Source organism: Cerasicoccus maritimus, assembly GCA_031296935.1.
Lineage (GTDB): Bacteria > Verrucomicrobiota > Verrucomicrobiia > Opitutales > Cerasicoccaceae > Cerasicoccus > Cerasicoccus maritimus.
In genome coordinates this window covers 1-26,338 of the sequence record JAVDPD010000041.1, presented here as the reverse complement: position 1 = coordinate 26,338, position 26,338 = coordinate 1, and the positions used below count along the sequence as shown (strand labels likewise).

Genomic DNA, 26,338 nt, shown 5'->3' with positions numbered 1-26,338 from the left:
CTACAAACCCTTACCAATGAGAAACGACAATGCTTACCATTGGTAGTCAAGTGGGATGGAGCTCGGACGCTTACGTTCCAAGGGCTCTTTTCCCAAGATAACAACGCGCCGCTGCCCAGATCAAAGACGCCCAAAAGCTGCATGACCGGATGGCCGCAGCCCTGCTGCTGGCTACCTGGTTGAGGATAGGCGGCTTGGTTCAGAGACGTATCAGCAAGCTGGCAACTCGTGGCGTCGGCCAAGAGCACGCGCCGACCTCGCCAGTCCCAATGTGAGCTGAGTTGCAACTGCTGCGCCACGCGCCCGCCCTCCTGCTCGATCCACGATAACGGCAAACGCGCCCGCGCTTGGCAGTAAGCTGAGTTTGCCGAGCTGATCGGACGCTGCCCATCGGACTCACGATGGGCCTGCACCTCACGCGTGGCCTCACGACAAGAACCACCAAGGAGCACTTGATTGAGAAAAGTCCAAAACGTGGTGCTGCGATCAAATACACGACGATAACCACCACCCGGCGGAAGCGTGATATCCTCGCCGAAAAGGCTTTGCAGTTGACCGCCACCGCTGCCACGCAGATGGTTGAGTTGTTTCTGGAGCCGATGGCTCGGCATCAATTTGGCTCGCCCACACAGCAAGTGAAGTCCTGGAAGGTATTTTGTTTTGCTCACACAAGCAATCTACTAATAGGACGCTGTAAGGGCGAGCTTCATGTCCGTAAAATCAACGATTAGGGACCAAATCTTAGCGCCATTCACGTTTGACCCCTTTGGCCTTACCCCTTCAGCCCTTTCTCGAGCCTTTCTCGCGCTATCTTCATATGTAATCAAACAGTAAATGCCTACAACTCGATTCAAAGCCCTTTGCATTAACCTCCTCATCCAAGACCGACTCAGGTACATATATCAAACGATTTGCTTTAGTTGTGCTAACAATACCATGCAAGCTAGCTTGATCAATATCCGACTCTCCATTCACAGTAACTAACTCCCAGGATATCATTATATTTGGCCTCCCAATATTGGTTCCGTTCAGAGATATGCATTTATCATATGAAACATCCTGTTCCACCTGAAAGCATGCCTTCCCCTGAAACATATCAAATATGTCATAGCAAAAGCTTTCCACTCTAGATCTCATTTCAGCAATCGATGCTTCCGACTCTCCAATTCTGCGCCAGAATTCACAAAGACGTTCTGCGCTACAATTATAGTATTCCCCATACTGTAGATCGGAATGTGAACGACGCGCACTCAATACAGCTATCATGTGTGAATAATTCATAGAAGATCTAGTAATTATTGCGCAGGGAATGAGGTGACAACTGAATTCCCTGCATTCTCCACTACCAAGTGTAAATACTGAGTGCTAATATAACTAGTGCCACCACCAGGATTAGTAGCACCTACAGCCATAGGCGAATAATCAACCAAAATAAGCGTCCTTGAGCCCTGAGGGAAGACAACCTTTGCCCCCCCAATAGGCTTTAGAAAGGCGTCATCTAAGAGATCAAAGACTTCCTTGGGTGAACCATAAAATGCACCATGGGGAGTAGGCCCGCCCCCTCCTAATCGCCCTGGATACTCAAAGGTATGGTGCATAACATGAACAATTCGATGCTCTTCCCCCCTCACCATAGGGGGATACTTCAAGGCATCTTTATATACCCAAGTCTGCCCATCATTTCCAAGCGCAAACCCGTAAGGACTATCTTCCGCGAATAATTTAAAAAAGTTATCCACCTCATTAATATCCATTGCTCCCTGAGGTGGGTCGATAGTTAAATCAGGCTCTTTAGCCAAATAGTTCCTAAGTGCCTTTAGAGCCTTAACATCATAAGTATTATTCGCATCTAATCGCTTCGGCATAGAATGGCCAAACCGCAGATAGCCTCTTAGCGCATCCTCGCCAAGCACTTCAGATGCATTTGGTCCAACGATATCGCTAATTTCAGCGAGCCTTCCAAGCACAGTATGCGTATGATCCCAGTCTCCTCCATTAACAGCTTTTGAAAGAGTCATCATAGATTCAACTTCATTTCTATATCTTGTTCCCAAAATAAATACACATTTTCCACGATCCCCTCTCCAAGTGCGTGCAGAGAGCTGCCTCATCATCCTCCAGACAGATCTAGCATCTGCATAGGCAGAAGCACCTTTAGTCGCCCAAATCAATCCACGCAGCCTAAAGCTAATACCTACAGGCAAGATATTTAAAACTTTCTCTCCTAATTTTATTCTACGAATAACTTGATAAAATTGGTAGCCACCTTCCGTTGCTACAGTAGCAACAACGCCAATACACAACTGCTCACCAATCAATCCCGTCACATACCCAAGCAGACGTGCATTTGTCTCATCATCTACAGCAGGACTTAATGACCATTCTTCAACTAAATCGATGTCATCCTTTACCTGATCGATCATATGGTCGGCTATATAACGAGCCTTCTCAATAAAATTGCTACCCTCCAACTCATCATACCACTCATATGTTTCACGTAATGCTAAAAAGAGCTCTTTCGCACGTTCATAATTTCGCCTTGGGTCAACAACATTATCATACATCATCCTATAGCGCGTCAATTGTACGTCTACATAAAGCATCCCTGCTAACGCCAAGTCGTTAACTTCACAACGTAATCCATCAATAAACCCTTCAGTGAGACCCTCCGTATGAGCCATCCGAAGATCGATTTCGGTTTCCGCGTATGCTTTATCCCAAAGCCCACCCGCCTTTATAACCGGAAGGTATAGCTTAGCTAAAAGATTCTTAATAGATTGAACATTATTTGTATAAGGATCAAAGAGACCTTCATCGGCAGAATCTCCATTCATTAGCCCATCTCCGTCATAGTACACGAATTCCCCAAATCCAGTAACAGAAGCAACAGCAATTCCACCGTCACTTAAATCGTCATCTTCAGGGACTACGATCCATTGAGAGTCAATCCAAGTTGAATCGTCTCCGTACAGCCACTCATCATTCGTAGCCAAATATTTTAAACCCGTTTCCAATAAGGAACTCACGCTCAAACGAGGTTCTAATTTTTCGATAGATGTGACATCGCACCAATCCCTACGTAACGATACCTTAAGATCTCCATAATTATTGCATACCGCAACATACCTCAATCGGTCGGCTTGTTTCTCGTCTTTGAAAAATACGACTGATTGCTCCGTAACCAATTCACTTAAGCTTTCATCTTCAAATGACTCTACTTCATTAACAGAAAAAATGGCGTCATATCCGCTATAAACATACACATTGCCATCTGTACCATCATATGCACCACGTATATTAAGGTATTCACCCAATACCTCGCCAGTACTTTCATTCTCAAAATGCAGGCTCCAATCAACGCCAGTTTCAGGCAAATCAACATACCCCCAGACATAGCGATCTAGTGAATCTACTACTATCGGGTTAACTACCACTGCCTTCAACACTTGCACCGTGGGCGTATCATTCTCACCCGGCGCCGATGTCTTACCATCAATAAAGCTCAATGTAATCCACTCTTGACACGCATGAGCACTAACACCTACGGCTTCGACATACAGGACTAACTCGTCACCTTCACCACCTAATAACTGATCATAATCATTAAAATTGATATATACTCCACTAGGAATATAATCGCCTGGATAACCGGAGGCATTGATTGGAGCATCAGACCGAATTTCAGTCTCATCTTTAGTCCAAATTCTCAGTTTACCATTATCAGGTAACTTATATGTAATATCTCCCTCTTCGTCATCAACTCTTTCAATATCAGAAGGACTTGAAGCGTCATAATCAATCCTCACCCACGTCGATTCGTTGAATTCCAGTGAAATAGGTATTTCGACTTTCAATTCACAAAACTCCTTACTCTGACTCTCATTGACAACCCCATCACTTTCAATCACTTCCAAATCAGGGCTTTCGAAATCAATACCATCTGCAAAATTAGGAACACCATCTGCATCTAGATCACCCTTATTAAGAGGTACGTATTTATAATTCCGCTGAGGCACCAAACCAATGAGATCGGTTGCATCAGCTGCAACTTCATCAGCAGCGCCACCACCAGGCTCCTCAAGATACTTGACCTTGACATATTCTGGCTGCAACGCAAACGATTCCACTTCAGCATCACGGAGGCATTCCACGTAAAGCGTCACCGTGTATTCCCCGTCTTCCAGGCCAAGCTGTGCTTGAGTTAGGTATTGCCCAGCCGGGATGAAGTCGCCTGGGCTCTGGGAATCATTTACAGCGGTAGATGTGCGTAGCTCAGTTCCCGTCTTAGTCCAGATTCGATAGAAGTCTGTTTCCTCGGTCCCATCTGGATTCTGCATCGAATACGATATGACTGCTTGCCCATCGACCATTTCCTCGGTTCGGACGATTCCACTTGGGTCACAATCACTATAATCAAAACTAACTAGCACGTCATCACGATTCTCAAAGATCGCACTCGGGATCGAAATCGTGATTGGTTGGAAAATGATGTTCTCGGGCAGGTATTCTGGCGAAAGAGTACGCTGGCCATCAGTTTCGATATCCTCCAATGCGGGATCACCTACGAAATCAATTCCGTCGGCAAAGTTAGGCACTCCATCATCATCCTCATCACCTTCATGAACGGGAATGATCTGATCCATGGCTTGGATCGTAATTGGAGTATGGGCGATAACTGGATAGAAATCTGGGCCCTCATCCTCCTGTCCATCGCCCGTTCCTGCGCCGCTATCATCTCCGTCTTCTCCGTGGTTATAGTCACCTTCCACATCAGGCAACCGGCTCTCATCTGAGACAGCGTCTGGAGCGTCAGCTACAGAGGTTGTGTCATGCTCAGTGTTAGCATTGGCCCGCGCATTCGCGCCCTGCAACTCTTCCTCCGCTTCACCTAGCGGAGGACCTTGATCTTCGGTCGGAGATCCATTTCCATCATCTCCCGGGTCACCACAAATAATAGAACCTTGTGCAATCAGCGTGAAATGCACCATGCCATTTTCATCCCGCTGCAGTGTATTCAAGAAGTCAGTGATCCCATAAGGGCTGTGCAATTTAATATCCCCGTCTCGATGTAAACTAGAAAGCGAAACATTCAAGTTTTCGGAATAAATTCCCTCTTCAGACGGCTTCTGTTGCAGGCCGTCAATCATCATCAGCGATTCCCCATAGGCTTGGAGAGCCTCGTTCATCAATGAAGTTACATATTGTTCCTTTCCTTCATACTCAGGTAAATCGGTTCGAGAAAAGTGGCTATGCAGCTTAATACGCTCAGCTACACCAAACATGCCTCCCGTATCCCATGAGCCCCGTAGATACACCGGCCATGGCGCATGCGGTAGCGGCTCCCCATTTACGTCCAACGGAACTGGAAAATAGAGGGACACTTGCTCGATTACCGAATCAGTCGGAGACGCTATAAGCGGTGGCAGTCCATTTTGAAAAATCGGATCAATAAGCGCAGCATACTGCGGCGGAAAAGTCGGCAACTGCGGATTGAAATCCACAACACTGATATCGCAATTCAACTCTTGTAGAGGGCGGTCCAATAAGCCAGATCGCCAAGAAGTATTGTCGGCCAATAAGGGATCACTTCCCTGTGCAATTTCTTGGGCATTAGTCTCACCGTCCAAATCTGGATCCTTAGCGCCATCCGAGGCATCCTTGGGATCAAAGCCAGCAGCAAGCTCTTCACCATCAGTCATGCCGTCACCATCAGTATCCTTAGCATCAAAATTAGACTTATCACCCAACTGAAGTATCCCATCGCCATTGAGGTCCTCTCCTTCATCTAAAATACCATTAAAGTTGATATCCTCACCGGCATTATACTCCCCAAAAGGCTCAGTTGTATCTTCCAAATAATCCGGAATACCATCACCATCAGTATCCTTGGCGAGTTCTGCGGCAGCTAGGCGCGCTGCCTCATATGCATCTTCATCAAATACCGGGCTTCGATCTGGATCTGCATACTCGTTGGAGTCATTGTATGTGCCATTACCATCATCATCCCCATCGAAGTCATCAACAGGATCGCCGTTGAAATCTAAGGGATTCAGACCATTGGCGACCTCGTAACCATCTGGAATTCCATCGTCATCCGAATCGTCATCAGTAGGATCGGTAAGCGTTGAAACATCAGCGCAATCCACCTTCAATTCGAAGTTATCATAGAGACCATCACCATCTGTATCATCCTCATCCGGCCTGGTAATGACATAACGTTCATGGACCACATCAGGGTCCGTCCCGGGATTCACATTTGAAACCGTAAAACTAATTAGTCGCCCCTTAACCTCCTGTAGATCATTCATCGGATGGTTAGGGTCTGTCCGATCACCATCACCATCTGTATCGCGATTGGTCGGGTTCGAATAATACCTCACTTCACCATCCGCTGGTGTAAATGGAATACCATTTATATCGACAGCATATCCTTCAACTTCCAGTAAATCCAGGACGCCATCACCATCAGAATCGTCACTGCACGGATTTGCGCCCACTAAATACTCTTCGTACTCAGTCAATCCGTCACCATCACGGTCCACATTAGTATCCCAGTTGGGGTCAGAGGCATCAGATAGCATATCCAATTCCATGAGTTGCAATGACAGGGAACGATTGTATATTCTAAAGTCGTCCAACCTCATGTTAAGCAACTTCGCCGGAATCGCGGATGCAGAACCTATGATCAATGGATACACAGAGGAAGATGGCGTCACATTAGCCCCTAGACTAACTTCATTTATCGTCCAAGCGTAGGGCATAATAGGACGATCACCATCGCTACCTTCTTGAGTACGACGACGTATCGTGAATTTTGAAGTATCTGTAGATAAATCTACACTAATATGATGCCATTTCCCAGGATCGATGCCATCGATGCTTATTTCAATCTCGCCGAGACCGGTCTCCAAGCGGAAGCGGCCTACGGCATCATCAGGGGATACTGAAAACGAGTAGCAAGCTTCCTTTTCAAAAACCAATCGCTCAGAAGCGTAGAGCAAGTTTGCAGGAAGTTCTGTATCCACTTCATCGTCTTCCCACAAGAGCCAGAATGAAATTGTAAAATCATTGCCTAAATATAACTCAGGTGCATCTGGAGCACTCAGGTATGCCCCCTCCAATGCACCGTATTCACCCAATATTTGTTGCGTCCTGAAGACTGATTTTTGGCGAAAATCAGGACTTACATAATCAAATGAACCTGTTATCGAAGCATATCCATGAAGCCGCGCATCATTAGGCAAATACGTATCAGCGCGAGTATCACCAACAGAAATAGGCGAGCGATCATACACACGCTCATCAGAGGAAAAGTCAAAATCCCACCACACCGCAAGTTGATCTAGGAGCTCACCCGAATCTAGAACCGTAGCAGCATCACATGCGACAGTTGCATAATACTCCTCCCAGTCATCCGAAAGGCCATCCCCATCGGAGTCGAAATGAATCGGGTTTAAGCCTGCTGTAATCTCCTCACCATTTGTAAGCGTGTCCTCATCAGCATCTTGGGCCGAAAACTCCAGATCTATACTGGTCTCAGTAAACTCCGTAGCAATTCCACTGAACCCATATAAAGCTGGGTATGTATCAATGAATTGCGAATTTTGCGAATCTGGGTCATCGGGTAACGATATATAGCCCAAAGGATAATCATACTGTCGGCCTAATTTCTGTTCCAAATAATCAGGTATATAGTCGCCGTCGCCATCGCCATCTACATTATGAAAATCATCGAATAACTTTCTTTCGAAATTAGTTATGTGCAATCGATCTAGGCTAAAGTCATATGAATCAATATTCTCTACCGGATCCATGGAGTGCAACACCTCCCAATAGTCGGACAAACCATCTGACTCAGATGTAAAATACATATCCTGCGGATCGAGAACCAAATTGCCTACTCCTGGTACAAACTTTAAACGAGTAATACTAACCGGAGACTCACCTGATTCTAAAGGCTTACCATCGACCCCAATCTCTACCCCCTTAAGGCTAAGCGGAACAGTCTCAACCAACACTTGCACATTATCTGCCACCGGGCTCTGGCGGTCATAGCCATCTGGATAAACGTAGTCTACCAAAGCAAAAGCAAATCGATAGTCTAGATAGCTACTCGGATAAGACACCCCGATATAGGGATCTGCCGTAGTTCCATCAAAGTAATAGAAGCCAGGATTAATCGAAGGGTCCGGCACAGGCAAACCGTCAGCGCCCATTACGATCTCATAGTCATCATATTCTGGGTCGCGATAAGGAAGATAGTTCCAAGGAGTTTCATCACTCGGAGACAACGGATCCAAATATGGCAGATCCGATTCATAATCAAAGACAGGTTGCCCCTCTCCCGGCAAGGGTATTGCAATCGGAGGGCTTCCAACAAGCAAGGGCGCAGCATCTGGCGAAATCCATGCATCGGTATCCGAATTCACGTCAGTCGGGTCAGATCCGTAGGCAAACTCCATTATATTCGTCAAACCGTCACCATCAAAATCTGAATCGGCATTGTCATTTGGCTCAGTGTCCAAAGGAACGCTGAGGGCATCCAGAGGGTCAAAGCTGTAGAAAACTTCCCAGCCATCAGGCATTCCATCGGAATCCGTATCAACAGCACAGGCGTCAAGACCATTTAGAATCTCCCACTTGTTGGTCAGCTTATCGCCATCATAATCGAATTCGGCATCAGCGTAAAACGGATTGGTGCAGTTACTGTAAACCTCGTCACCATCCAACATGGTATCACCATCAGTGTCAGGGTTGGTCGCAATAGTGCCGTAGATCTGAATTTCCTGCAAGTTCGTCAGCCCATCATTGTCTTCATCGGCGGCAGGATCTACGGGACTGAGCGCGTACATGTATTCTTGGGTCAACGTAAATGCATCCGAACTAGGGCTGTCACCAGCCTGATACCCGGATACATTGAGATTCTTGGGATCAAGAATACTCCTATAAGCGTACTCAAATCCATCCGGAAGACCGTCGTTATCCGAATCCACCAGCGCCGGATTGGTACCAATTTCATATTCGAGACCGTTACTTAGGCCGTCGCCATCGTCATCAAGCTCATAGGAGTTTACTGGGAGATTAGTGGCGACAGCACCTGGAATGTAGAAGCTGAAGGGAGATGTAAGAATGCCATCACCAACATAGACTCCGCCACCACCGTCCGTATAATTATTTACGTTATAAGTGAGAAGTTCGTAAGTGGCAGTTTCCGAGAACCCAGGTGCTTCAAAATATACTTCCCGATGCACTTGATGAACTGGCTGCGGGTATCGTTGAGCTGGAAGGTTCAAATTTAAGGCGCTAACAGAACCAGTGCCTACCCATCCACTCAGCCATCCTGAGCCAATTTCACCCCATAATTTATTTAAAAGCTCTGGGTCTAGGCTCCAAGTAATTCCTCGCGAACCAGTCCAAACCGCTCCCGAGCTATCCGGCGCATTGGCCTCAACTGTATAATACCCATAATAGACCGTTGACGGATTTTCTGCGTAGTCGGGAGTAAATTCGCTTAAAGGCCCCGGTATTATCCATCCTTTCCCATAATAAGTTACAACCCTGTCAAGATCTCCAGGATCATCTGTCATTACTGAATAAAGCGCTGCATATTCTTCCTCATAAATGATCCACCCGCGATAGACATTATAAGATGGACCACTGAGGCCAATCGTATGGTTACAGACGTACTCTTTAGAGACAACCCCAGTTACCGGTATCCCACGCCAGAATAGGCGCGCTTTGACTGGGTGACGCCCCAATCCGTTTATATCGACAGACATATTTTCTGTATAACCCTCGTTCAAATGAGCCAACATAGGAGTGGACGCATCAAGGGTATAAACCATCGACCCCACCGGGTTCGGATTATTCAGGACCAATTCAAACGCTCCATATTGCACTAATCCTTCCGGGCTAAACTCAATATCCTGCCAAACGTAAGGCTCGGTAGGGTCCATCCCCATTACCAACTCTTCGTAATTAGTAAAATAGTCGAGATCCGCATCAGCATCGCCACCGGCTTCCAGATTTCCAAAGTATTTCAGTTCCCAATCATCTGGAAGATCATCGAAATCAACCGAACCACCGAATGCCGGATTCGTGCCGTTTGCGACTTCTTCGGCATCTGAAATCTTGTCGCCATCACTATCGGTAAGAAATGGATTTGAAAGCCAAGCAAACTCCATTTCGTTGCTCAAGCCATCTCCATCCGGATCGCCGGTACGTGTAAGGGAAAGATCGCCAGCGTAAAAGTATTCCCATGCATCGTAAAGCGAGTCATTATCTAAATCAGTCGGATCATTGAAATCTCCAGCCTCAACAACGACTGCAACCGTTTCGCTCGTAATCTTATATGGAGCAGTCATTGTCGCATGAATATAATGCGTACCACCGGGTAATCCGCTCAAGGTAAAGCTTCCGTCCGATTGCGAAACCAATTGCCTATATTCTCCATTCGCAAATACACGATAATTGGACTCTGCGGTAAAATCACTGTATCCAATATTAAGCGCCAGAGACTCCCCCGCCACAATCGTTACGACCTGCTCTCCTGTAGTTGATGAAAGCTGGATACGTGGCCTCAAACTAGTATTTAAATCCGAGAGATCAGTAGTCTCTTTAAAACGAACAGCATCAGCCACTGTCACACCGGCAGTTCCGTTGGCCACGATATCCACACTATAATCATTAGAGCCCTTCGGAAAATAGAAAGAACCTAGTTCTAGAAAACCCTCACCGATATGCTCCGTCTGATCGATTTCAAAGATAGTAGTTCCACCAACATGACTGACTCTTACCAGAACTGAATCCGCACGATCCCAGTCACTTTGATAGCGTACATGAACATCAGCAATAGAAGCTCTTGGTATAACTGGAGTGAAAGTTACAAAATTTGATGCGGCCCCCTCTCTATTGCTCAGGTACGAATCCCCAAAGGAGTTACTACCAGCGCCAGTTGACTGCCAACTACCGGTACTAACAGCGCTCCCCAGAGAAGCGCCATAGTGTTCTCCAACCCAATCAATAAGATAGTTGTTGGTCGGATTGTCATCCAGTATCAGCCGATACAAGTTGCTCTTCGCCGGATTGGCTCCGCCGTCCGCAATAAGCGAAGGCATAGCAAATACTCCCAGTAAGCCCACGCCCAAATATTGAATCGTGACTGACCACGTACGCAAAAGGCGCACTACAGCATCAAAAAGTGGTAACATACAGTAGTCCATGGTCTGGTTCTGGCGCTTGGAATAAAAATTCCCTTTCATAACAATAAACCGGCGATTAATGATTAAAGAGTGATGCCTCACTCAAAACACGAGAGGGCTGTTGGCGCGCCGCCATGATCACAGCAAGAAATTCTTCATGACCGGCCATACAAGCTCGTCTGGCAAAATTAACAGCTGCTAGCTTCACGAGTGTATGCTCATTGGGAGACTCAATGACTGACTGCAAAGACTTGGCGGAGATTCCCGGCTCTAAAACCGGAAGAATTTGTAAGGCTGGAATTCTCGATGCCATATTAGCATCTTGATTCAGGGCCAACACTGTAGCGGGAGCCTCCCATTCAAGTCCTTCAACGAAGGTTGGAGTGTCCTTCTGCAAGCGATCAATATTTAGCAAGGCCGTTCCGGCCATACCATTCGTTTCCTCGCTCAGCGAGCTAAGCAATGTAGCTTTCAGGCCATCAAAGAGGACTGGATCCACATTTGTGTCGCCATAGTAATTCTGTAAAAACACACTATAATACTGTAGGGCGTATTCGCGCCACAATGGATGTTGATTGTTATCGCGCACACCACTTACCAAAAGCCTCCCCGAAACATCAGCCCACTGAGATTGAGCGATCAACCCGTCAAGTAGATCGTTACGAATCGCTAGCTCCTCCATAGGCTTTTCAATTGATTCATTCGTATCCAGAAGCCAGTTGGCTATAGCTTCAATCGCTTCGGGCTGTAGTGAATCCCAGTCCAACGCATTCACTTGCTCCAGCCGCTCTCGATACGTAAAGCCAGAGTCCATAATTGATCGCAAGCCAAGAGGGAGCTCCTGACTAATACCGCTTGTATCAGCTAATCTGGAAACTGCACTTTCCACTACATCACCAGAATCCGCAGAGCCATTGTCTGCGGACATGTTTCCAGTCTCATGACTTTCAGACATCAAATCCACTTCGGGATGTGAGATCGACTCCTCAGCAGTAGATTCACTGACAGATTGTGAACTGTCCGACTTCCGATTGAGAAATAAAACTCCCGCTGCTAGCACCACCAAAGAGCCCACTAAAAACCATTTTAAAAATTGTTTCATGCGTCTACCTCAAGTGGATATATTCTCCGTTTTCATAGACTCTGATATGGTGACATACCGAACCAGAGACTTCGGTAGGTTTGAACATAACCAGATCATAGCGCCCAAACTCATCTAGATCATCATTACTGAGCGTCAGTTCGACGGAACCGTCCTCAAACATGACACCGGCCTTGAAAATACGGATCTGAAGGGTCACATCATCAGGCAAAGGGCTACAAATGAGATGGCTCGTTGCCAGATATACTCCTTCCTCAAAAAATTCCTCCGCATAGTAACCCTCAACATTTTCACGAAGCCAGAAACCATCAGTATTCACAATTTGAGCAATCGGCCCATCCTCACCAATACGCGCAGCCAATACCCGCGGGCGAATAACCTCTGTTCGATACAGTTCAAATACTGCGTCCGTACCATCGTCAGTTAAAAGGTCCATGTCGACATCGCCGCTATCGGCAGTCAGTCCATAAAGTCCTTTCCATTTCCACTTACGGATATAATTGCGGGTTAACGCTGGAGCGTCAGTAAGCACTGTTCGAGGATACACCGTGACCGTTACACTCCCACTCTCCAGACCACGTGTAGCACTAATTACAACTTCCCCAGGTTCATTGAACTGATGAATGACCGGGGCATCATCAGTTGTATTATAAACAGAACCGTCAACATCTATGCTTATTGCCGTGCCATCGGGATTTCCCCCCGCAGTTAATCGTAGAGAGTCACCAGCCCTGAGCGCGATATCACCATCAGCAAGAACATTGGTAGCAACCCAATTCAGAGTAGTATTCACTGTCGTGCCACCATTTTGAAAATCGATATCAAGATTCAATGGCGACCCATCGCTTGGCAAATTGACATCAGCAAACCAGGCATCACCCGGGGCACGCGCGACGAGGGTTCCGTCACTCAAGTGCATCATGCTCAAGTAACAAGTTCTCCCCTCAATAAACGCTGGTGAAACCGCACTGTAGCTTGTCTCGCTTTCGAGTGATTCACTGGAACCAATGTAGCGGGCCAGCCATGCATCGTAATCTTCCTCTGAAAGTCCTGTTGGCTTCGCTAGCTCAATACCTGATAGTGAAATCCAACGGTCGTCATAAACGTTATCCCAATGAAGTTGGTAGGTATGTTCGCCAGCTGCCAGATAGGGCAAATAGATCTCCAGAACATACACTCCATCACTGATCGATTGCACATGATCTGTCGTTCGAACAAATTCCCCATCGATATAGTGGTGAATCACTAATGACCGCCTAGCGTTGTATTGTCCCTCGAAAATATAACGAACCGGTACCCGTAATTGGTAAATGCCTGCTTCAGGTAAGCTAAAGCTGATTCCTATCTTTCCGGAAATATCACCAATCTGCATTTCTCCAAAAACATTGGTATTCCACTTACCCTTTAAGGCGGTAGCTTGCGACAGCCCTACCGCAAGGTAGCTCTGCCAGTCTGGCGCAGCCCGATTCAGCGGGTCACTGTGTGCATAGTAAACTTCATCATAATCTGAAACGCCATCTTCATCGGTATCTGCTAATAATGGATCCGTTCCCAGAGCAATTTCCTCCTCGTCGTATAAGCCGTCATTGTCAGTGTCCAAGCGGAATTCAATCAACTCCACGGAAGCACGAGCGTAATTATCAAGATTCTTGGAATCTTCTGCATGAAGCAAAAGTCCAATGAGCGTATCATCTGCATTCGGATAAGAATCCGCAGCGGTAACAATTTCACGCCACAGAACCCCGTCATTTGAAAAGCTAATCGTCGTGCCAGTGTTTGTACGCTGCATCCGCATAAGTAGCCCCGGTACGCTAACCCCATCCGGCTGACGTCTAAATAGATCACGATCTCCTGTATAAGGTTTGCGATAGCGGCGATAGTATCCCCCATTCTTACGATACTCAGCGGTAATATATGGCGAATATCGATCGGTGGATTCACGCAAAGTAAATGCAAGGGTGGAATTCGACTGTTCCCCCTCTAGGCTATCAACACGAAATGTCATGCTAAAATTCGATTCGATATCACAGTAAAAGAAGGCTCCACGATCCCCATTACCAGATCCAGCCAAACGCCAAGAATCACCAACCTGCCAAACCATGGGGACTCCCGTGCCACCAATCGCGGTCATTTGCCATGGTTCAGGCAGACCAATAGCATCAGGATGATCATTTTCATCAAACAAGCTTGTTTGAGCATGGTATTCGTCGAAATCGCTCCAATCATCGCCATCCATATCTTCCAGACTTGGATCAGAGCCCAATAGCAATTCCGTGGCGTTGCTCAGCCCCTCCCCGTCTAAATCCTGATCAGCATCATCCACAGAAAGATCGAGGCCATACTGATACTCCCAAGCGTCTGGCATGCCATCTCCATCTGAATCTGTCGACCAGACATCAGATCCAAGCGAGCGCTCCAGCTCATTGGTCAGGCCATCACCATCAAAGTCAATACCAGCAGGCTCATCGGTTGAAACAACAATGCTATCAACAACTGCGGTCTTCTCCTCAGACTGATCTGCGTCGCCAGCTTGAGAAATGCGTAGACGCGAGAAAGCAGTGAGATCCACATCAACAAAAGGAATGCCTTGAACGATGGGAATGCCATTTATGCAAAGCAGCCACTCTTTAGCCTCATAGTCAAAATAGGCATCATAATCATTCCAGTCACTGGCTGATGTGCTGACATTCACTTTAATCCATTCAGCCACCTCTGGATCATATACATTGAGGACATTCTCGCTTGTGTAACCAAACAAACCAGCAGTTGGTCCCGTTATTGACTCTGGACTAGGCAAAGTGCCCGGAATTAGCTTCGCGCGAAAACTGAGCCAAACCCTCGGATGACCATCTGCTCCCATGATATGCTGCATCGAAGCAGATGTATTCTCGGAACTAGTTAACAGAGCGTCTTGATCGCCACTAACCATAACTGCATTTGCAGTCCAGTAGAGTTGTCCATTCAGGGGACCGGTAAAATAATTATCCACCAAGTCGAATGAAGCCCGCCATGCGAATGAATCAGCGCCATCATCAAGCAACGTGCCAACCTCATCGTTAGCTAAAAGAGGATTCAAGCCGTAGACTCCTTCAAGGCCATCATTCAACTTGTCTCCATCAGTATCGGAATTCAAGGGGTCCGTTTCACCTGGATCGACAATCCCATTCAAATTGACGTCTTCTTGGCTATTGGTGAGTCCATCACCATCCAAGTCCTGCCCTAGGGCGTATTTACTCTCCAAATATTGCTTAATTTGAGAAAACTCGCTGCTGCTGATACTAGATTTGAGCACGATGACTTCAGCGATATCTCCTCCGAAATAGTGAGTGCTAGCAGCGCTCTTGCGTCCCAACCCAAAAATAGAAGAACTGCCACTAGACCAAGTTTGCTCACCAGTCTGTTCAAGATACCCGTTGTAGCCCATGTTCCACAAGGAAATCGAGCCACCATTTCCGGCATTCCCACCCGTTCGTGATACGACCGAAATCCAATAGCGATCCAGATAGCTAGCTTCGAGGTCTTGATAAAGGCCAGTTGCTCCAACGCCTACATCATTAATCCCAATATGATTGTCCTCAGGGCCAAAGCGCAACAGTGGCGCTCCAGTAATGCTACTGTCCTGGTTAAAGCTAATGACCGCAGCCTTGTCATGGCCTCCAGTGCGGCGCTGCACAATAATCATGCTGAAGTCTTCTAGGCCGGGGTCAAACCCGGCATCACCCAGTAAATAGTCATCTACCCCATCAAACTGAATGACAGGCTGGGTATTTAATGACGGAGCAATCTTCTGCGGACGAGAAGCAGAGGTTTCCGCAATAGCTTGAACATCGTAACCGCTGGAATCCACCCAGCTATCAACGAATCCGTTTTCATCCTCATTTACTCCGACTCCAGCCTTCAGCCAAACGGCCAGAGTAGGAACGGATAGCACAGGACCGAGGTCATCTGCAACATTAGGAAGCATTCCAAGCGCCAACTCGCGCTGGTTGGACAATCCATCACCGTCAAAGTCGCTATTTGCTGATTCATCCAAAGACCCAAACAATTCGTATTCGAGGGAGTCTTCCAATCCATCGGCGTCGACGTCTAATGCAATTTGATACTTAGCCCCAAGTGACTCTTCCAGAGCACGCAGTTCGGACTGATCTAGCACACGGTCAAACACCAAGACTTCAGCAATCTGTCCCGATAGAAGATCATTGTTTCCATCCTCAGTCGTTTTCTTTTTACCAAGAAAATAAAACTCTGAAGCACCACTTTCCCAAGTCTGCACTGCCGTGCTTTCCAACGTGGACATATGGCTAAGGGCTCTCACTGCCAGAGTTGCATTTACCCCGTAGCCATCACCACCGCTACGAGTGATAGACACCAATTGAATATCATTAGTCGTTGCAGGATTCAGAGCGACAAATCCCCCACTGACACTCCGACCTACATCATTAATGCCTACATCACCCAGATCCGGTCGGTTCCACCTCAACAAAGGGGCGCCAAGCGCGACATCAGATGTCGAGTAACTGAATGATGCGGACAATCCATTATCAGCCTCTTGGCGGGTAACTGCAATAATCGTAAAGTCCCCCGCACTCGCGTCAAATTGGCTAACGCCCTCCAAAAAGTCATCTACACCATCAAAAGAAACTGCTGGATGCTCGCCGTAGAATGACTCCAACACCGTCGGCCTTGAACTCACCTCAGGTTGTTCAGCATAATCATCCCAGCCGGAGAGGTCTTCCCACTGTGCGACAAAACCATTTACGTCAAGTGACAATCCGGAAGAGGCATCCAACCAGAGCCTGAGTGCGGGATGTCTCTGAATTGAATCCGACTCATCAGCCACATTTGCATTAGTACCTAGATTCTTCTCTCGTAGATTATTAACGCCATCACCATCTGGATCATCCAAAGCGCCATATGCTAGGGATTCAAAGGTTTCCAGTTCCCAACCATCAGGTAAGCCATCTAAGTCGCGGTCTACTTCAATGCCTAATTCATAACCAAGGAGACATTCCAGCGTTCCCAGTTGATCGTCACTCAATGCGGAGTCATATACTCGTACTTCATAGATTTCTCCACCAAAGAAATGGTCTGAGCTTGGCCGCTTTTTACCCAGATAGAATCCGGATGCCACTTGACTCGTCCAGTTCTGAACACCGTCAGCGGCATACCCCTGCGAGTCCGTAAGCACGCGTAAGGAGAGATCACCTCCATTCCCATTGACGCCACCGCTACGGCGAACCGATACAATCTGTACTTCGTCCTCAGCTGCCACGCCTAAATCGGCATAAATTCCGTCTGAGCTGACACCTACATCATTGATGCCTAAGAAGCCCCAATCCGGTCCCCAACGAACCAGTGGCGCTCCTGTCGCGCTAGTGGTAGTGCTGTAGCTTAAAGAGGCTGCCAACTCGTGACCGCCCAACTTTCGTTGAACCACTACGATTGTATAATCAGAAGAGGAAACATCGTAAGACGCATTGCCTGATAAAAAGTCGTCAATACCGTCAAATGTAATTGCAGACTGACCATTAAAGGCTCCCGCGGTGAACACTGGTTTTGAAGATTCAGACCCCTGCAAAGCATTATCGCCTGCGGCCAAATCGTTCCATGAAATAACGCGACCAGATTCATCTAGCTGCACCCCACTATCAGCACTGAGCCATAGCCGGAGATGAACCCCTTGCGAATCGTCCAAGCCATCCCCGTCGGTATCTGCTAAATTGGGATCGGTCTCGCCAACATCGACTAACCCATTCCCATTGATGTCCTCTTCGCTGTTGAGTAATCCGTCGCCATCATTATCCAACCCTACGGGCTCAGAGTACCCTACAGAGACTGCGTCCAGTGAAGTCTGATTTCCACCTGGATTAGAACCTATACGCAACTGGGAAAAGAACGGTGAAGGATTGGCAAACCCTAAGCCCTCGCCGACACGTACACCGTTGAGCCAAACACTCCATGTTTGAGTCTGGTAATCCAATCGAGTAGTCAAACGAACCCACTCCCCTAAACTGATAGCACCATGTTCAAGCAGCAACCACTGCCCACCTTCATGCCAATCACCATCAAAAACCATCAGTTGCCCAGCATCATTGAAGCAATAAGCGACCGCGGAGTTAGCTGTCAGCTCTGGTGGTGACTCAAACCCCGAAGCCTTCAACTGAAAATCAACCCATACAGTTTGATAATGTTCGGCGGTGAACGAGTTCTGCAACACCAGAGGCTCTTCAGAAGCAGCCAAAAGCAAAGATTTATCGCCTTCTATACTACTGCCAGACTGAACTACAGGGAGTGCCCCCTGCGACACATGCCATACATCAGTTTCCACCAACGGCCCAATATTATAGCCCTCAAATCCATCAAGAAATGGAATAATGGAAAGCAAATATTCGTCAGGCGATAACGGATTAGAGCCATTCGCAAGCTCTACACTGTCACTCACCCCATCTCCGTCCGAGTCCGGATTACCTGCATTTGTGCCAGATAAGTATTCAGTTAAATTGCTCAGGGAGTCAAAATCGATGTCCCAATTACGGTCATCCCGAGTAGGGTCCATTCCGTGATCGATTTCATAAGCATCTGGGATGCCGTCTAAATCTAAGTCCAAGAATAGCGGATTGACCTCTCCCGCGTAAAAGAAATCAAAACCTAGATTCGCGTTACCATCCGTAGAGATCCTGAAGCTACTAAATGATAATAGACTCGCATCCAAAAATCCTAAATCCGCCAGAATCAGCTGCTCATCCAAGAACAAGTCCCAAGTCTTGGTCGCATAATCCAAGCGATAAGTAAATCTGTGCCATTGCTCACTGGTGCCTTCGAAGAGTAAGTATTGCTCACCGGAATATAGCCATTCTCCCTCACCTAGACCATCGCCATCCTTAGCAACAACTTCCCCCTTGTCATCTACTCGAACGAATCCAGTCTGAGCGGAGACACCAGTAAATCGGCCAGTTGGTAGATCATCAATTTCGCCTGCCTCAGGCTTAATATAAAAATCCACGAACATAACCGAGCCTTGTTGTCCAGTGAAGCTAGCCTCAATGCGATGTGGAGTATCAATCAGGCTAAAGAATAGCGCTTGTTGACCAGATGCCGAATCCTGGTCGCTAATTTCGGGGGATCCCTTCTCAACATTCCAGTAGGCATCAGTTGAGAAAGCGCCTACGGTGTAGCCATCCACGGATTCAAAATCCGCCTCAAATGGCAGGACAGTCTGCCCTGAAGCTGCGTTGAATATAAGGCAGGCAGCAAAGCAGCCTGCGAGTTTAGTGGAGCCAGCTCGCCGCATAATCGGAACTTTCTGTTGAGAAGTTTCGCTTACTTGCGGCCAGATTTTTTCTTGCGCTTGTCAGCAAGCACCATCAGTCCAGTGGTCGTGAGCAGCACAGTACCAATACTCGACATTTCAATCAGCGTTCCACCAGAAGTCTCACCCGCAAAGGCTAGGCTTGGTAGCAGTATGAACAACAGAGAGAGAAGTGAGACTTTCATGACAGACAGCTTGGTATATGGGAGAATATCATCAACCGATTAAGATCGATATCAACTAGGGAGAGCCAGAAGTTGGCAAACGTAGCTATACCGTCAACATAAATATTTCACCCTAACAAATTCGATTTCAACTATCAGTATCTTATCTTTGGATAATTTCTATCCCTAACAACTTTCCCGACCTTCCCTCGACCAGAGAACAGATTCTAACAATGAAACTCAACGCTGTCCGAATTTTCGCACTGATCAACGTCCTCATCGTAGGCTACCTATTCCATGAACTCTACCAACTGAGGCATCCTGAGAGCGAAAAGCAGCCACAAAGCCAATCAGCCACTAGCGCCCCAGAGCCCGACTTAGATCAAGCATTCGCCGATGCAACGAACGAAGAAGCAAGCCTACAAGAGCGCATAACAGCACTAAGCGCCCTTTCATTAACGAGCCTCAGCCAAGAGCAAGCCAGCCAGATTGCCGAAACCATATTCAAGCCAAGCCCCAACACCTCGATACTATCGACACTTGAGCTGCGAAATCAAGGCGCGCGCCTCCTACTCAACGCCCCCGCAAGCCAAGAACAGCTGATAAAATCGCTCAGCGCGATTGCGCAAGACCCGAGCGAAGCACTCCCGATACGCAACCAATCATTGATTTTGCTCTATCAACTAACCAGTAAAAACGACAGTATTGCAGCAGGAACCAAAGAATTATTTGCCCAAACCAGAGAAGAGCTATTCAGCGATCGGTCTACTTCGCTTGCCGCTACAGTAATCGAGGGCGACGCTTTTCTTTTCGAACGTAATTCTGAACTGGTTAGCGCAGAAGAATTGAGTGAGCGCACCCTAAGAGGGCTTAGAGACCTGCGCTCTTCAGAGCCTGTTCAGCTTGCAGCACTACAGGTTGCGACAAAGAACAGAATAACTTCAGCAAGAGAGGACGCCGAGGCCATTGCCAAGGACAACCCATCCCAATCACTAACCCTAGCCGCGCTGAATGCTGCCGCCACTTTAGGCTCAAGCGACGAATTCTTTGAGAGCTTATCCTACCCTGACAGCAAACTGGAATTAGTGCGACTACAGGCCCTAAGGAGTAAATAGCGAAGGAAACAGCCCTGAATTTAGTTGATATTGCTCTACTGTAATCGTCTCAGGGAAACGGCCATCAGAGTAAGCAACATCAATAACGTGCGGCAACTTCATACCCCCAATTTCTCTGTAGTCCCCGAACTCTAGATCGTATTTCAGCTCATCCCGAATCAAACGACTTTTAGTAATGAGAAACGTCTGGGCATCCAGCCACAGTTCCTGGTGCATGCCCGCGTTTTCCCATGATAGATAATACTCTCCTTCAGCATCACGCTTTGCACTTACCTTCAGCCCATCATCATACGAATTCCCCAAGGGCATCCCTACAGCCATTCGCGCCTGATACCACGGACTCCGACTCACAGGCTCAGCATTACTGGCGCTACCCTGCGAATAACGGGAGCGAATCCACCTAACCATTTCACCGTCACTCGTGTATTCGAATCGAATCTGTGCAGTCTCTGCAACCTCACGAATCTTGCCGTCAGCCCGGCGCATCAAAGAAAAAGTGGCCTGCTCCCCATTACCCAGAGCTAGAGTCCCTCGCATAACAAGGGACCGCAGGTCCGGTTCAGTGCTTCCGTAAGTTGCCAGTAAATTAGCCTTAAGTAACAATTGAGGGTCTAACTCACCATTCTGCCCATGAATTTGAAAAAACTCAGTCTGGCTTGCAGCCTCCACTTGCTTCTCAGCCACTGGTCCCTCAGCATACTCCTCCTGCCCCCAAACAGATTGCCGATCACGACAAACACAGGGATCAGCAACAATTGTGACAGTCCACCAAAAATAGCGATTTTAAACAATAAGCGGTGATCCCACATGCTAGAAAGCCGACTCATACGCCATAGCTCAAACATCTACCCCAAGTAGCCAAGCGAAAAGTCGCCTATTCAGTAATATCGATCTCAAAAGCACTTCCCAGACTAAGTGCTGCGGTGCTCAGCACGTCAGAAATCTTTTGGCCGTTGCCGAAAAACTTGGCGGCGTTGTCCTGCAATGCCCGCGCCAGGCCGATCACCTCGCCCACGGTCCCGAGCATGTCCACGCCGTTCAAGCCGTTGTTGGTCAGCCCGCGAATATCGAGGATGCGCTCGGCGTCGTAGGGAACGCCCTTCACGTGGAAACGCAGTTCATTGCCGTCGCTCCCGCCATCGCGCTTGCGTCGGATGTCCTTGGGCAAAACGGGCACAATCTGCGTGACCTCCCCGCCCCGATTGCGCGACACGAAGCCAAACGCCTCATTGCGCAGAGCGAGGTTGAACATCGTGGCGCCCAAAAAGTCCGCCGCCGTCATTTCCGGGTTTGGCGACACCTTCATCAAATCATAAAGCGGATGCCCGGGCGCGCGGTGCTTCTCGCCATTGCGTTCCTGATAAACCACGAGCGGCAGCGTCGACACCGTGCGCGACAGCACATTGACGCAGCTAAACACCGTCGCCACGCCCAGCGCCGAAAGCTCGGTCACTTTCACACCCGACAACGTCGAGAGCCCGGACAAAATCGCATCCAGCAGCTCGTCATTAGGATTGGCCAGCGTCGACGGCTCACCGCCCACCGCAACCGCCTTCGGCTGCCGCTTCCCCAATCCTATGGCGCTAAAAAATCCCACAACCCCAAATTAGGGCGGCGGGATTCAACAGCGCAAAACGGCTATTTCACAACGTTTACCAAATGGTGCTATTTGGTCACAACACGGTAGCAATATCACGTGGCTTTTGCGTATTTTCTTCGACTGGCTTATCTACGTTTTTTGCTGTTTCATTGAATTGCCACTTCAGCAAATCATTCACTGTCGAGCGGTAGCCCCAGAATGGAGCACCATCCTTGCGCCATTTGCGAATGGTGTTTTCACAAGGCAAGTTTTCCTCTGCGGCCAGTTCTTTGATGCTTAGCAATTTTCCATCTGGTGTCATATCTCGATAAATCCCCTTTCTTCGTAAACTGAATGCTCGGCGGAGTCGTCTTCCTGCTTCATGGCTGCGCCGATAGCCATGGTCAGGCCAACAATGCCGTCGATTCGGCCGCGTTGGTTGCGTTTCTCAAATTTCTTATTCTCGGACGGGTCTTTGACCACGGTTGCGTTGGAGGCGCACATGTTGAGCACCAGGTTGCCGCCGTGGTTGATGCCGCGCGTGGCGATTATGGACTTAGCGATTAACTGTTGTAACTGAAGCTGAATCTCTGCTCTACGCTTGTCTGAGTTCGCTTCAGGCTCATCTATAGACGGATAGAAACTCTGCATACACTTGGCATCCCAGTAGGCATTTTTCAAAACATGGAATGACGGACTGCTAGCAGCCACTTTCGATACATTGGTTTTTCTTCCCATGAGATGATTTCGGTTAAACTTTAGTGCTTTCGTGCATACTGAGGTCCTTTAGCCTACGAATTCGACGACCTTCGATTTCGCCTTTAGCGGCATGATGGAGAAATACTGTTCGGCCTTGGCTTTGGTAGCTAACGCGCGGTAATGGTCGAATAGGACTTGATCGCTGGCTTTGTGCCCGAGGAGACGGGAGGTTTCCAGCGGGTTACCTTTGAGGGCGTAATGGTAAGTGCCAAAACTATGGCGCATGGCGTTCGAATCCCATTGAGTGCGCCACTTACCAGTCTCCTTGTCTTTAAAGCCGAACCCTGCGGCCTTAAGCAGCTTCTGAAAGCGTTTCTGGTAATCATTTGGTATGGGCATTGGCGGCAACCACTCCTTCACGCTTCTGGCATAGGGACAGCCAAGCCAAAGCATTTTCAGGGATGTCGATATTCCGGATGCGGCGCTTCTTTGCCATGGCACCGGTTATCGTCACAAATGGCGGGTGTTCAGCATCCTTTACGTTTTCCCATTGTAGGCGCTTCAACTCTTCGGTTCTAATGCCGCAAAATAGCCCGAGGATGACGGCTCCCAACAATCGCAACTCAGAGTGTTCCTGAGCAGCATAAAGCAGCTTTTTGGCTTGTTCCGGCGTCAATATGCTGGGTTCCTTGATTGATCCTGAATTGCCGCAAAGCTCCTTACGGTCGTAGTCGGTCAGCTCATCAATGGGTGAAAGCGAAATGTAGCGCTTCTGAACGGCATATTTAAGTATCTCTGCAACAACTGCCATGTAGTTCTGCGTCGTTCGCGGGCTGGATTCAAGCCCAAGTAGCCAATCTTTGATGTCGGCAACACTGAGATCTTTAACTGCGGTATCTTCGAAGGGGCCCTGGAATTTTTCCGCTCGGTGCCGAAAATCCCGGTAACTGCGTTCGCGCAGGTCGCCACGCTCAAATCGCACCTTTTTACTGCTAACGACTTCATCGATGACTTCACCGACTGTGCGTTCGCCGCCTTCGGGACGCAGACGCTTGATGGCGAACTCGACTGCCTCAGTCAGCGAAATCTTGTGCTCACGCAGTTTCGGTAGGCAGATTGCCAGTTCGTTCCGTTCCTCGCTGGTTGCAGTGAAATAGCCTTCACCTTGCTTGCGGAAGCCTCGGAACTCGTCAGATGCCCACTTCTCGGCATCACCCTTCGATTTGAACTGTTTGCGATTCCTGACAGTTCCAGTCAATCGAGCCGGAACAATGACCATGTAAGAGCCGCTGAATGCATTCCCGGCAGTCTGATTGATGATTTCCCGAATCTTGATGCCCGAACCTTTGGGGTGCTCCCAACTCTTGAGCTTACAGTCACTGCTTGCAGCCATATGCATAGACTGAACCACGCTGTGCAGAGTGGCAAGCTGTTTTGACAGGAATGAGACAGGAATTCCTTAAAAATCTCGTAAGTCGTTGATTAAAATGGTGGAGGTGGCGGGAGTCGAACCCGCGTGTCCGGAGGTTTCAATTATAGCGTCTACAGAAATAGTCAGTCTTTTGTGTTCAGAACTCAGTCGCGGACAGACACGCTACTGAGCCCCAATTAACCTGTAAGATACGGCATGCACCCGGTTACCCGATGCAAACTATACTCGCTAGCTGACGCCTCATTCCCTTAACGAGCATCCGGGGTGAGACGAGGCTGACTTAAGCAGCCATAAGCTCGCCCTGAGGAGCGAACTCGACGATGTTATTTTCGCCAATTATAGTGCGATGGATTTGATACGGAGCCAACCATCATCTCCGTCCTGCAGCCATAACCTACGGCTCCGGGTCGAATCCGGAACACCCCCAAATTGTAAGTTGGGGAGGCATGGGCATGAATGCCTCTCAAAGATCAAAAGAAAATTCTCATACAATCAAACGCCATTGTCAAGAAGCTGTAATAACATTCCACATAGGGCACGAAGAGGGCTCGGCTCAAATTTGCGCTTTCGCCTTAATCAAAATTAACTTAGTTTGTGACCATGAAAAATCCACTACGCTTTCCCTGTCAACTTGCCAGCGCAAGTTTGCTAATTCTCTACCCTGCCCTTTCCGCAGACACGCTGGAATTGCGGAATGGGTCCACACTCAAAGGCTCCTACGAGGGTGGGACCCCAGAGTTTGTCCGCTTCAATTTCAATGGAGCCACTCAAGACTACAATCGGGGTGACATCGCGAGCCTAACCTTCTCCAAAGAGGCTCCAAGCAAGCCAATTGAAGTTACGACTGCATCTGAACAAACAATCGCCTCTAGCGCGCCAACAAGCAGCACGGTTATCGAAATCCCCACTGGAGCGACCCTAATGGTTTCCCTACAAAGTGGCATTAATTCCGGCAAAGTTAAGCCAGGGCAAAGCTTTCCTGCGGTCTTAATTTCTGACCTACGTGTCGGCAACGAAATCGTACTTCCTGCGGGAACCGTAGTACAAGGAAAAGTTGTCGAAGCGAAGTCTGCTGGCCGCTTGCGGAAATCCGCAGACCTAACACTGACCATCGACAGCATTTCCTACAATGGGCAACAAGTAGCCGTAAAAACAAGTACTCAGCAGGAAACCTCGGCAGGTAAAGGCGGGCGCAAGGTATTGGGAGGCGCGGCAGAAGGCGCGGCGATGGGCGCAATTTTTGGTGCAATTAATGGTGACGCCGGTGACGGCGCTGCCGGGGGCGCGGCAGCAGGTGCAGCCAGCGGCCTGCTCCGCAAGGGAGACAACGTAGAATACTCAGCAGGCTCTGTCCTTGCCTTTACATTGGAAAGCCCAGTGCGCCTTTAGGCAACTTCTTGGAACAGTTTCAGTACGATATATGATCATTAAGGGCACCTTCGTTTAACACCTAGTGTGGTGTCAGCGAAGTTCGCTGCATAAATACTGAACCTTACCGAGGATCAGATTTGCGTCCGGTGTCCACTTAAATGGCTTTGGTTGCTCGTTGTATTTGGTGATAAATGTTTCGATAGCTTCTCTGAGCGATTTGAGGCTGTTGAATGAAGCCCTTCGTATCTGTTTGTTGATAATGATTCCGAAGAAGCGTTCGACTTGGTTAAGCCATGAGCTGTAAGTGGGCGTGAAGTGAACGTGCCAATGCGGTCGTTTTGCCAACCATGCATTCACCTTTTCGGC

14 protein-coding genes and 1 other RNA gene are annotated in these 26,338 nt (G+C 48.1%); 2 read left to right on the top strand and 13 right to left on the bottom strand.

Translation table 11 applies throughout. The annotated features are described in order from the left end of the window. The 5 genes from RBB62_RS19050 to RBB62_RS19030 all read right to left on the bottom strand — a co-directional run. Window positions 1-611: transposase (locus RBB62_RS19050; RefSeq protein WP_484487965.1), on the bottom strand; the 611-nt coding region annotated here is incomplete at its 3' end. Window positions 612-1,295: 684 nt separating this feature from the next. Further along, window positions 1,296-11,261: a golvesin C-terminal-like domain-containing protein gene (locus tag RBB62_RS19045; RefSeq protein WP_309400837.1), complete on the bottom strand. Its 9,966-nt coding sequence runs from the start codon at window positions 11,259-11,261 to the stop codon at window positions 1,296-1,298. A 16-nt stretch (window positions 11,262-11,277) separates the two neighbouring features. Beyond that, window positions 11,278-12,303, bottom strand: a complete 1,026-nt coding sequence (locus tag RBB62_RS19040) for a hypothetical protein (protein WP_309400836.1) — start codon at window positions 12,301-12,303, stop codon at window positions 11,278-11,280. 4 nt (window positions 12,304-12,307) lie between these two features. Next, window positions 12,308-19,594: a thrombospondin type 3 repeat-containing protein gene (locus tag RBB62_RS19035; protein ID WP_309400835.1), complete on the bottom strand. Its 7,287-nt coding sequence runs from the start codon at window positions 19,592-19,594 to the stop codon at window positions 12,308-12,310. Between the two features lie 29 nt (window positions 19,595-19,623). Continuing rightward, on the bottom strand, window positions 19,624-19,797 hold the full coding sequence (locus tag RBB62_RS19030) for a hypothetical protein (protein ID WP_309400834.1): 174 nt from the start codon (window positions 19,795-19,797) through the stop codon (window positions 19,624-19,626). 212 nt (window positions 19,798-20,009) lie between these two features. On the opposite strand from RBB62_RS19030, the gene RBB62_RS19025 reads away from it, so the two are divergent. Further along, window positions 20,010-20,891 (top strand): hypothetical protein, encoded by an 882-nt coding sequence (locus RBB62_RS19025; protein WP_309400833.1) that lies wholly within the window; start codon window positions 20,010-20,012, stop codon window positions 20,889-20,891. On the opposite strand, the gene RBB62_RS19020 is transcribed toward RBB62_RS19025, so the two are convergent. The 7 genes from RBB62_RS19020 to ssrA all read right to left on the bottom strand — a co-directional run bounded on the left by RBB62_RS19020 (window position 20,877) and on the right by ssrA (window position 25,027). Then, complete coding sequence (locus RBB62_RS19020; protein WP_309400832.1) at window positions 20,877-21,575, bottom strand: hypothetical protein; 699 nt, start codon at window positions 21,573-21,575, stop codon at window positions 20,877-20,879. The genes RBB62_RS19025 and RBB62_RS19020 overlap by 15 nt on opposite strands. A 190-nt stretch (window positions 21,576-21,765) precedes the next feature. Then, window positions 21,766-22,488: a phage portal protein gene (locus RBB62_RS19015; protein ID WP_309400831.1), complete on the bottom strand. Its 723-nt coding sequence runs from the start codon at window positions 22,486-22,488 to the stop codon at window positions 21,766-21,768. Between the two features lie 76 nt (window positions 22,489-22,564). Beyond that, window positions 22,565-22,792, bottom strand: coding sequence for a hypothetical protein (locus RBB62_RS19010; protein ID WP_309400830.1), 228 nt, complete (start codon window positions 22,790-22,792; stop codon window positions 22,565-22,567). Beyond that, window positions 22,789-23,208: a terminase TerL endonuclease subunit gene (locus RBB62_RS19005; protein WP_309400829.1), complete on the bottom strand. Its 420-nt coding sequence runs from the start codon at window positions 23,206-23,208 to the stop codon at window positions 22,789-22,791. The genes RBB62_RS19010 and RBB62_RS19005 overlap by 4 nt, the downstream gene beginning before the upstream one ends. 48 nt (window positions 23,209-23,256) lie before the next feature. After that, window positions 23,257-23,568: a hypothetical protein gene (locus RBB62_RS19000; protein WP_309400828.1), complete on the bottom strand. Its 312-nt coding sequence runs from the start codon at window positions 23,566-23,568 to the stop codon at window positions 23,257-23,259. Further along, window positions 23,552-24,562, bottom strand: coding sequence for a tyrosine-type recombinase/integrase (locus tag RBB62_RS18995; protein WP_309400827.1), 1,011 nt, complete (start codon window positions 24,560-24,562; stop codon window positions 23,552-23,554). The genes RBB62_RS19000 and RBB62_RS18995 overlap by 17 nt, the downstream gene beginning before the upstream one ends. Window positions 24,563-24,657: 95 nt before the next feature. Continuing rightward, window positions 24,658-25,027, bottom strand: a transfer-messenger RNA (tmRNA) gene (gene ssrA / locus RBB62_RS18990). Window positions 25,028-25,201: 174 nt separating this feature from the next. Between ssrA and RBB62_RS18985 the strand changes: the two genes are divergently transcribed. Further along, window positions 25,202-25,990, top strand: coding sequence for a glycine zipper family protein (locus tag RBB62_RS18985; RefSeq protein ID WP_309400826.1), 789 nt, complete (start codon window positions 25,202-25,204; stop codon window positions 25,988-25,990). Window positions 25,991-26,062: 72 nt separating this feature from the next. Here the strand turns inward: RBB62_RS18985 and RBB62_RS18980 are convergent. Further along, a partial coding sequence (locus tag RBB62_RS18980) for a transposase (protein ID WP_309400825.1) occupies window positions 26,063-26,338 on the bottom strand: 276 nt, incomplete at its 5' end.

Coding starts and splice junctions, on each gene's coding strand:
- RBB62_RS19035 (WP_309400835.1), bottom strand. CDS start 19,594: ATGCGGCGAGCTGGCTCCACTAAACTCGCAGGCTGCTTTGCTGCCTGC.
- RBB62_RS19010 (WP_309400830.1), bottom strand. CDS start 22,792: ATGACACCAGATGGAAAATTGCTAAGCATCAAAGAACTGGCCGCAGAG.
- RBB62_RS19040 (WP_309400836.1), bottom strand. CDS start 12,303: ATGAAACAATTTTTAAAATGGTTTTTAGTGGGCTCTTTGGTGGTGCTA.
- RBB62_RS19045 (WP_309400837.1), bottom strand. CDS start 11,261: ATGAAAGGGAATTTTTATTCCAAGCGCCAGAACCAGACCATGGACTAC.
- RBB62_RS19000 (WP_309400828.1), bottom strand. CDS start 23,568: ATGCCCATACCAAATGATTACCAGAAACGCTTTCAGAAGCTGCTTAAG.
- RBB62_RS19030 (WP_309400834.1), bottom strand. CDS start 19,797: ATGAAAGTCTCACTTCTCTCTCTGTTGTTCATACTGCTACCAAGCCTA.
- RBB62_RS19025 (WP_309400833.1), top strand. CDS start 20,010: ATGAAACTCAACGCTGTCCGAATTTTCGCACTGATCAACGTCCTCATC.
- RBB62_RS18995 (WP_309400827.1), bottom strand. CDS start 24,562: ATGGCTGCAAGCAGTGACTGTAAGCTCAAGAGTTGGGAGCACCCCAAA.
- RBB62_RS19005 (WP_309400829.1), bottom strand. CDS start 23,208: ATGGGAAGAAAAACCAATGTATCGAAAGTGGCTGCTAGCAGTCCGTCA.
- RBB62_RS18985 (WP_309400826.1), top strand. CDS start 25,202: ATGAAAAATCCACTACGCTTTCCCTGTCAACTTGCCAGCGCAAGTTTG.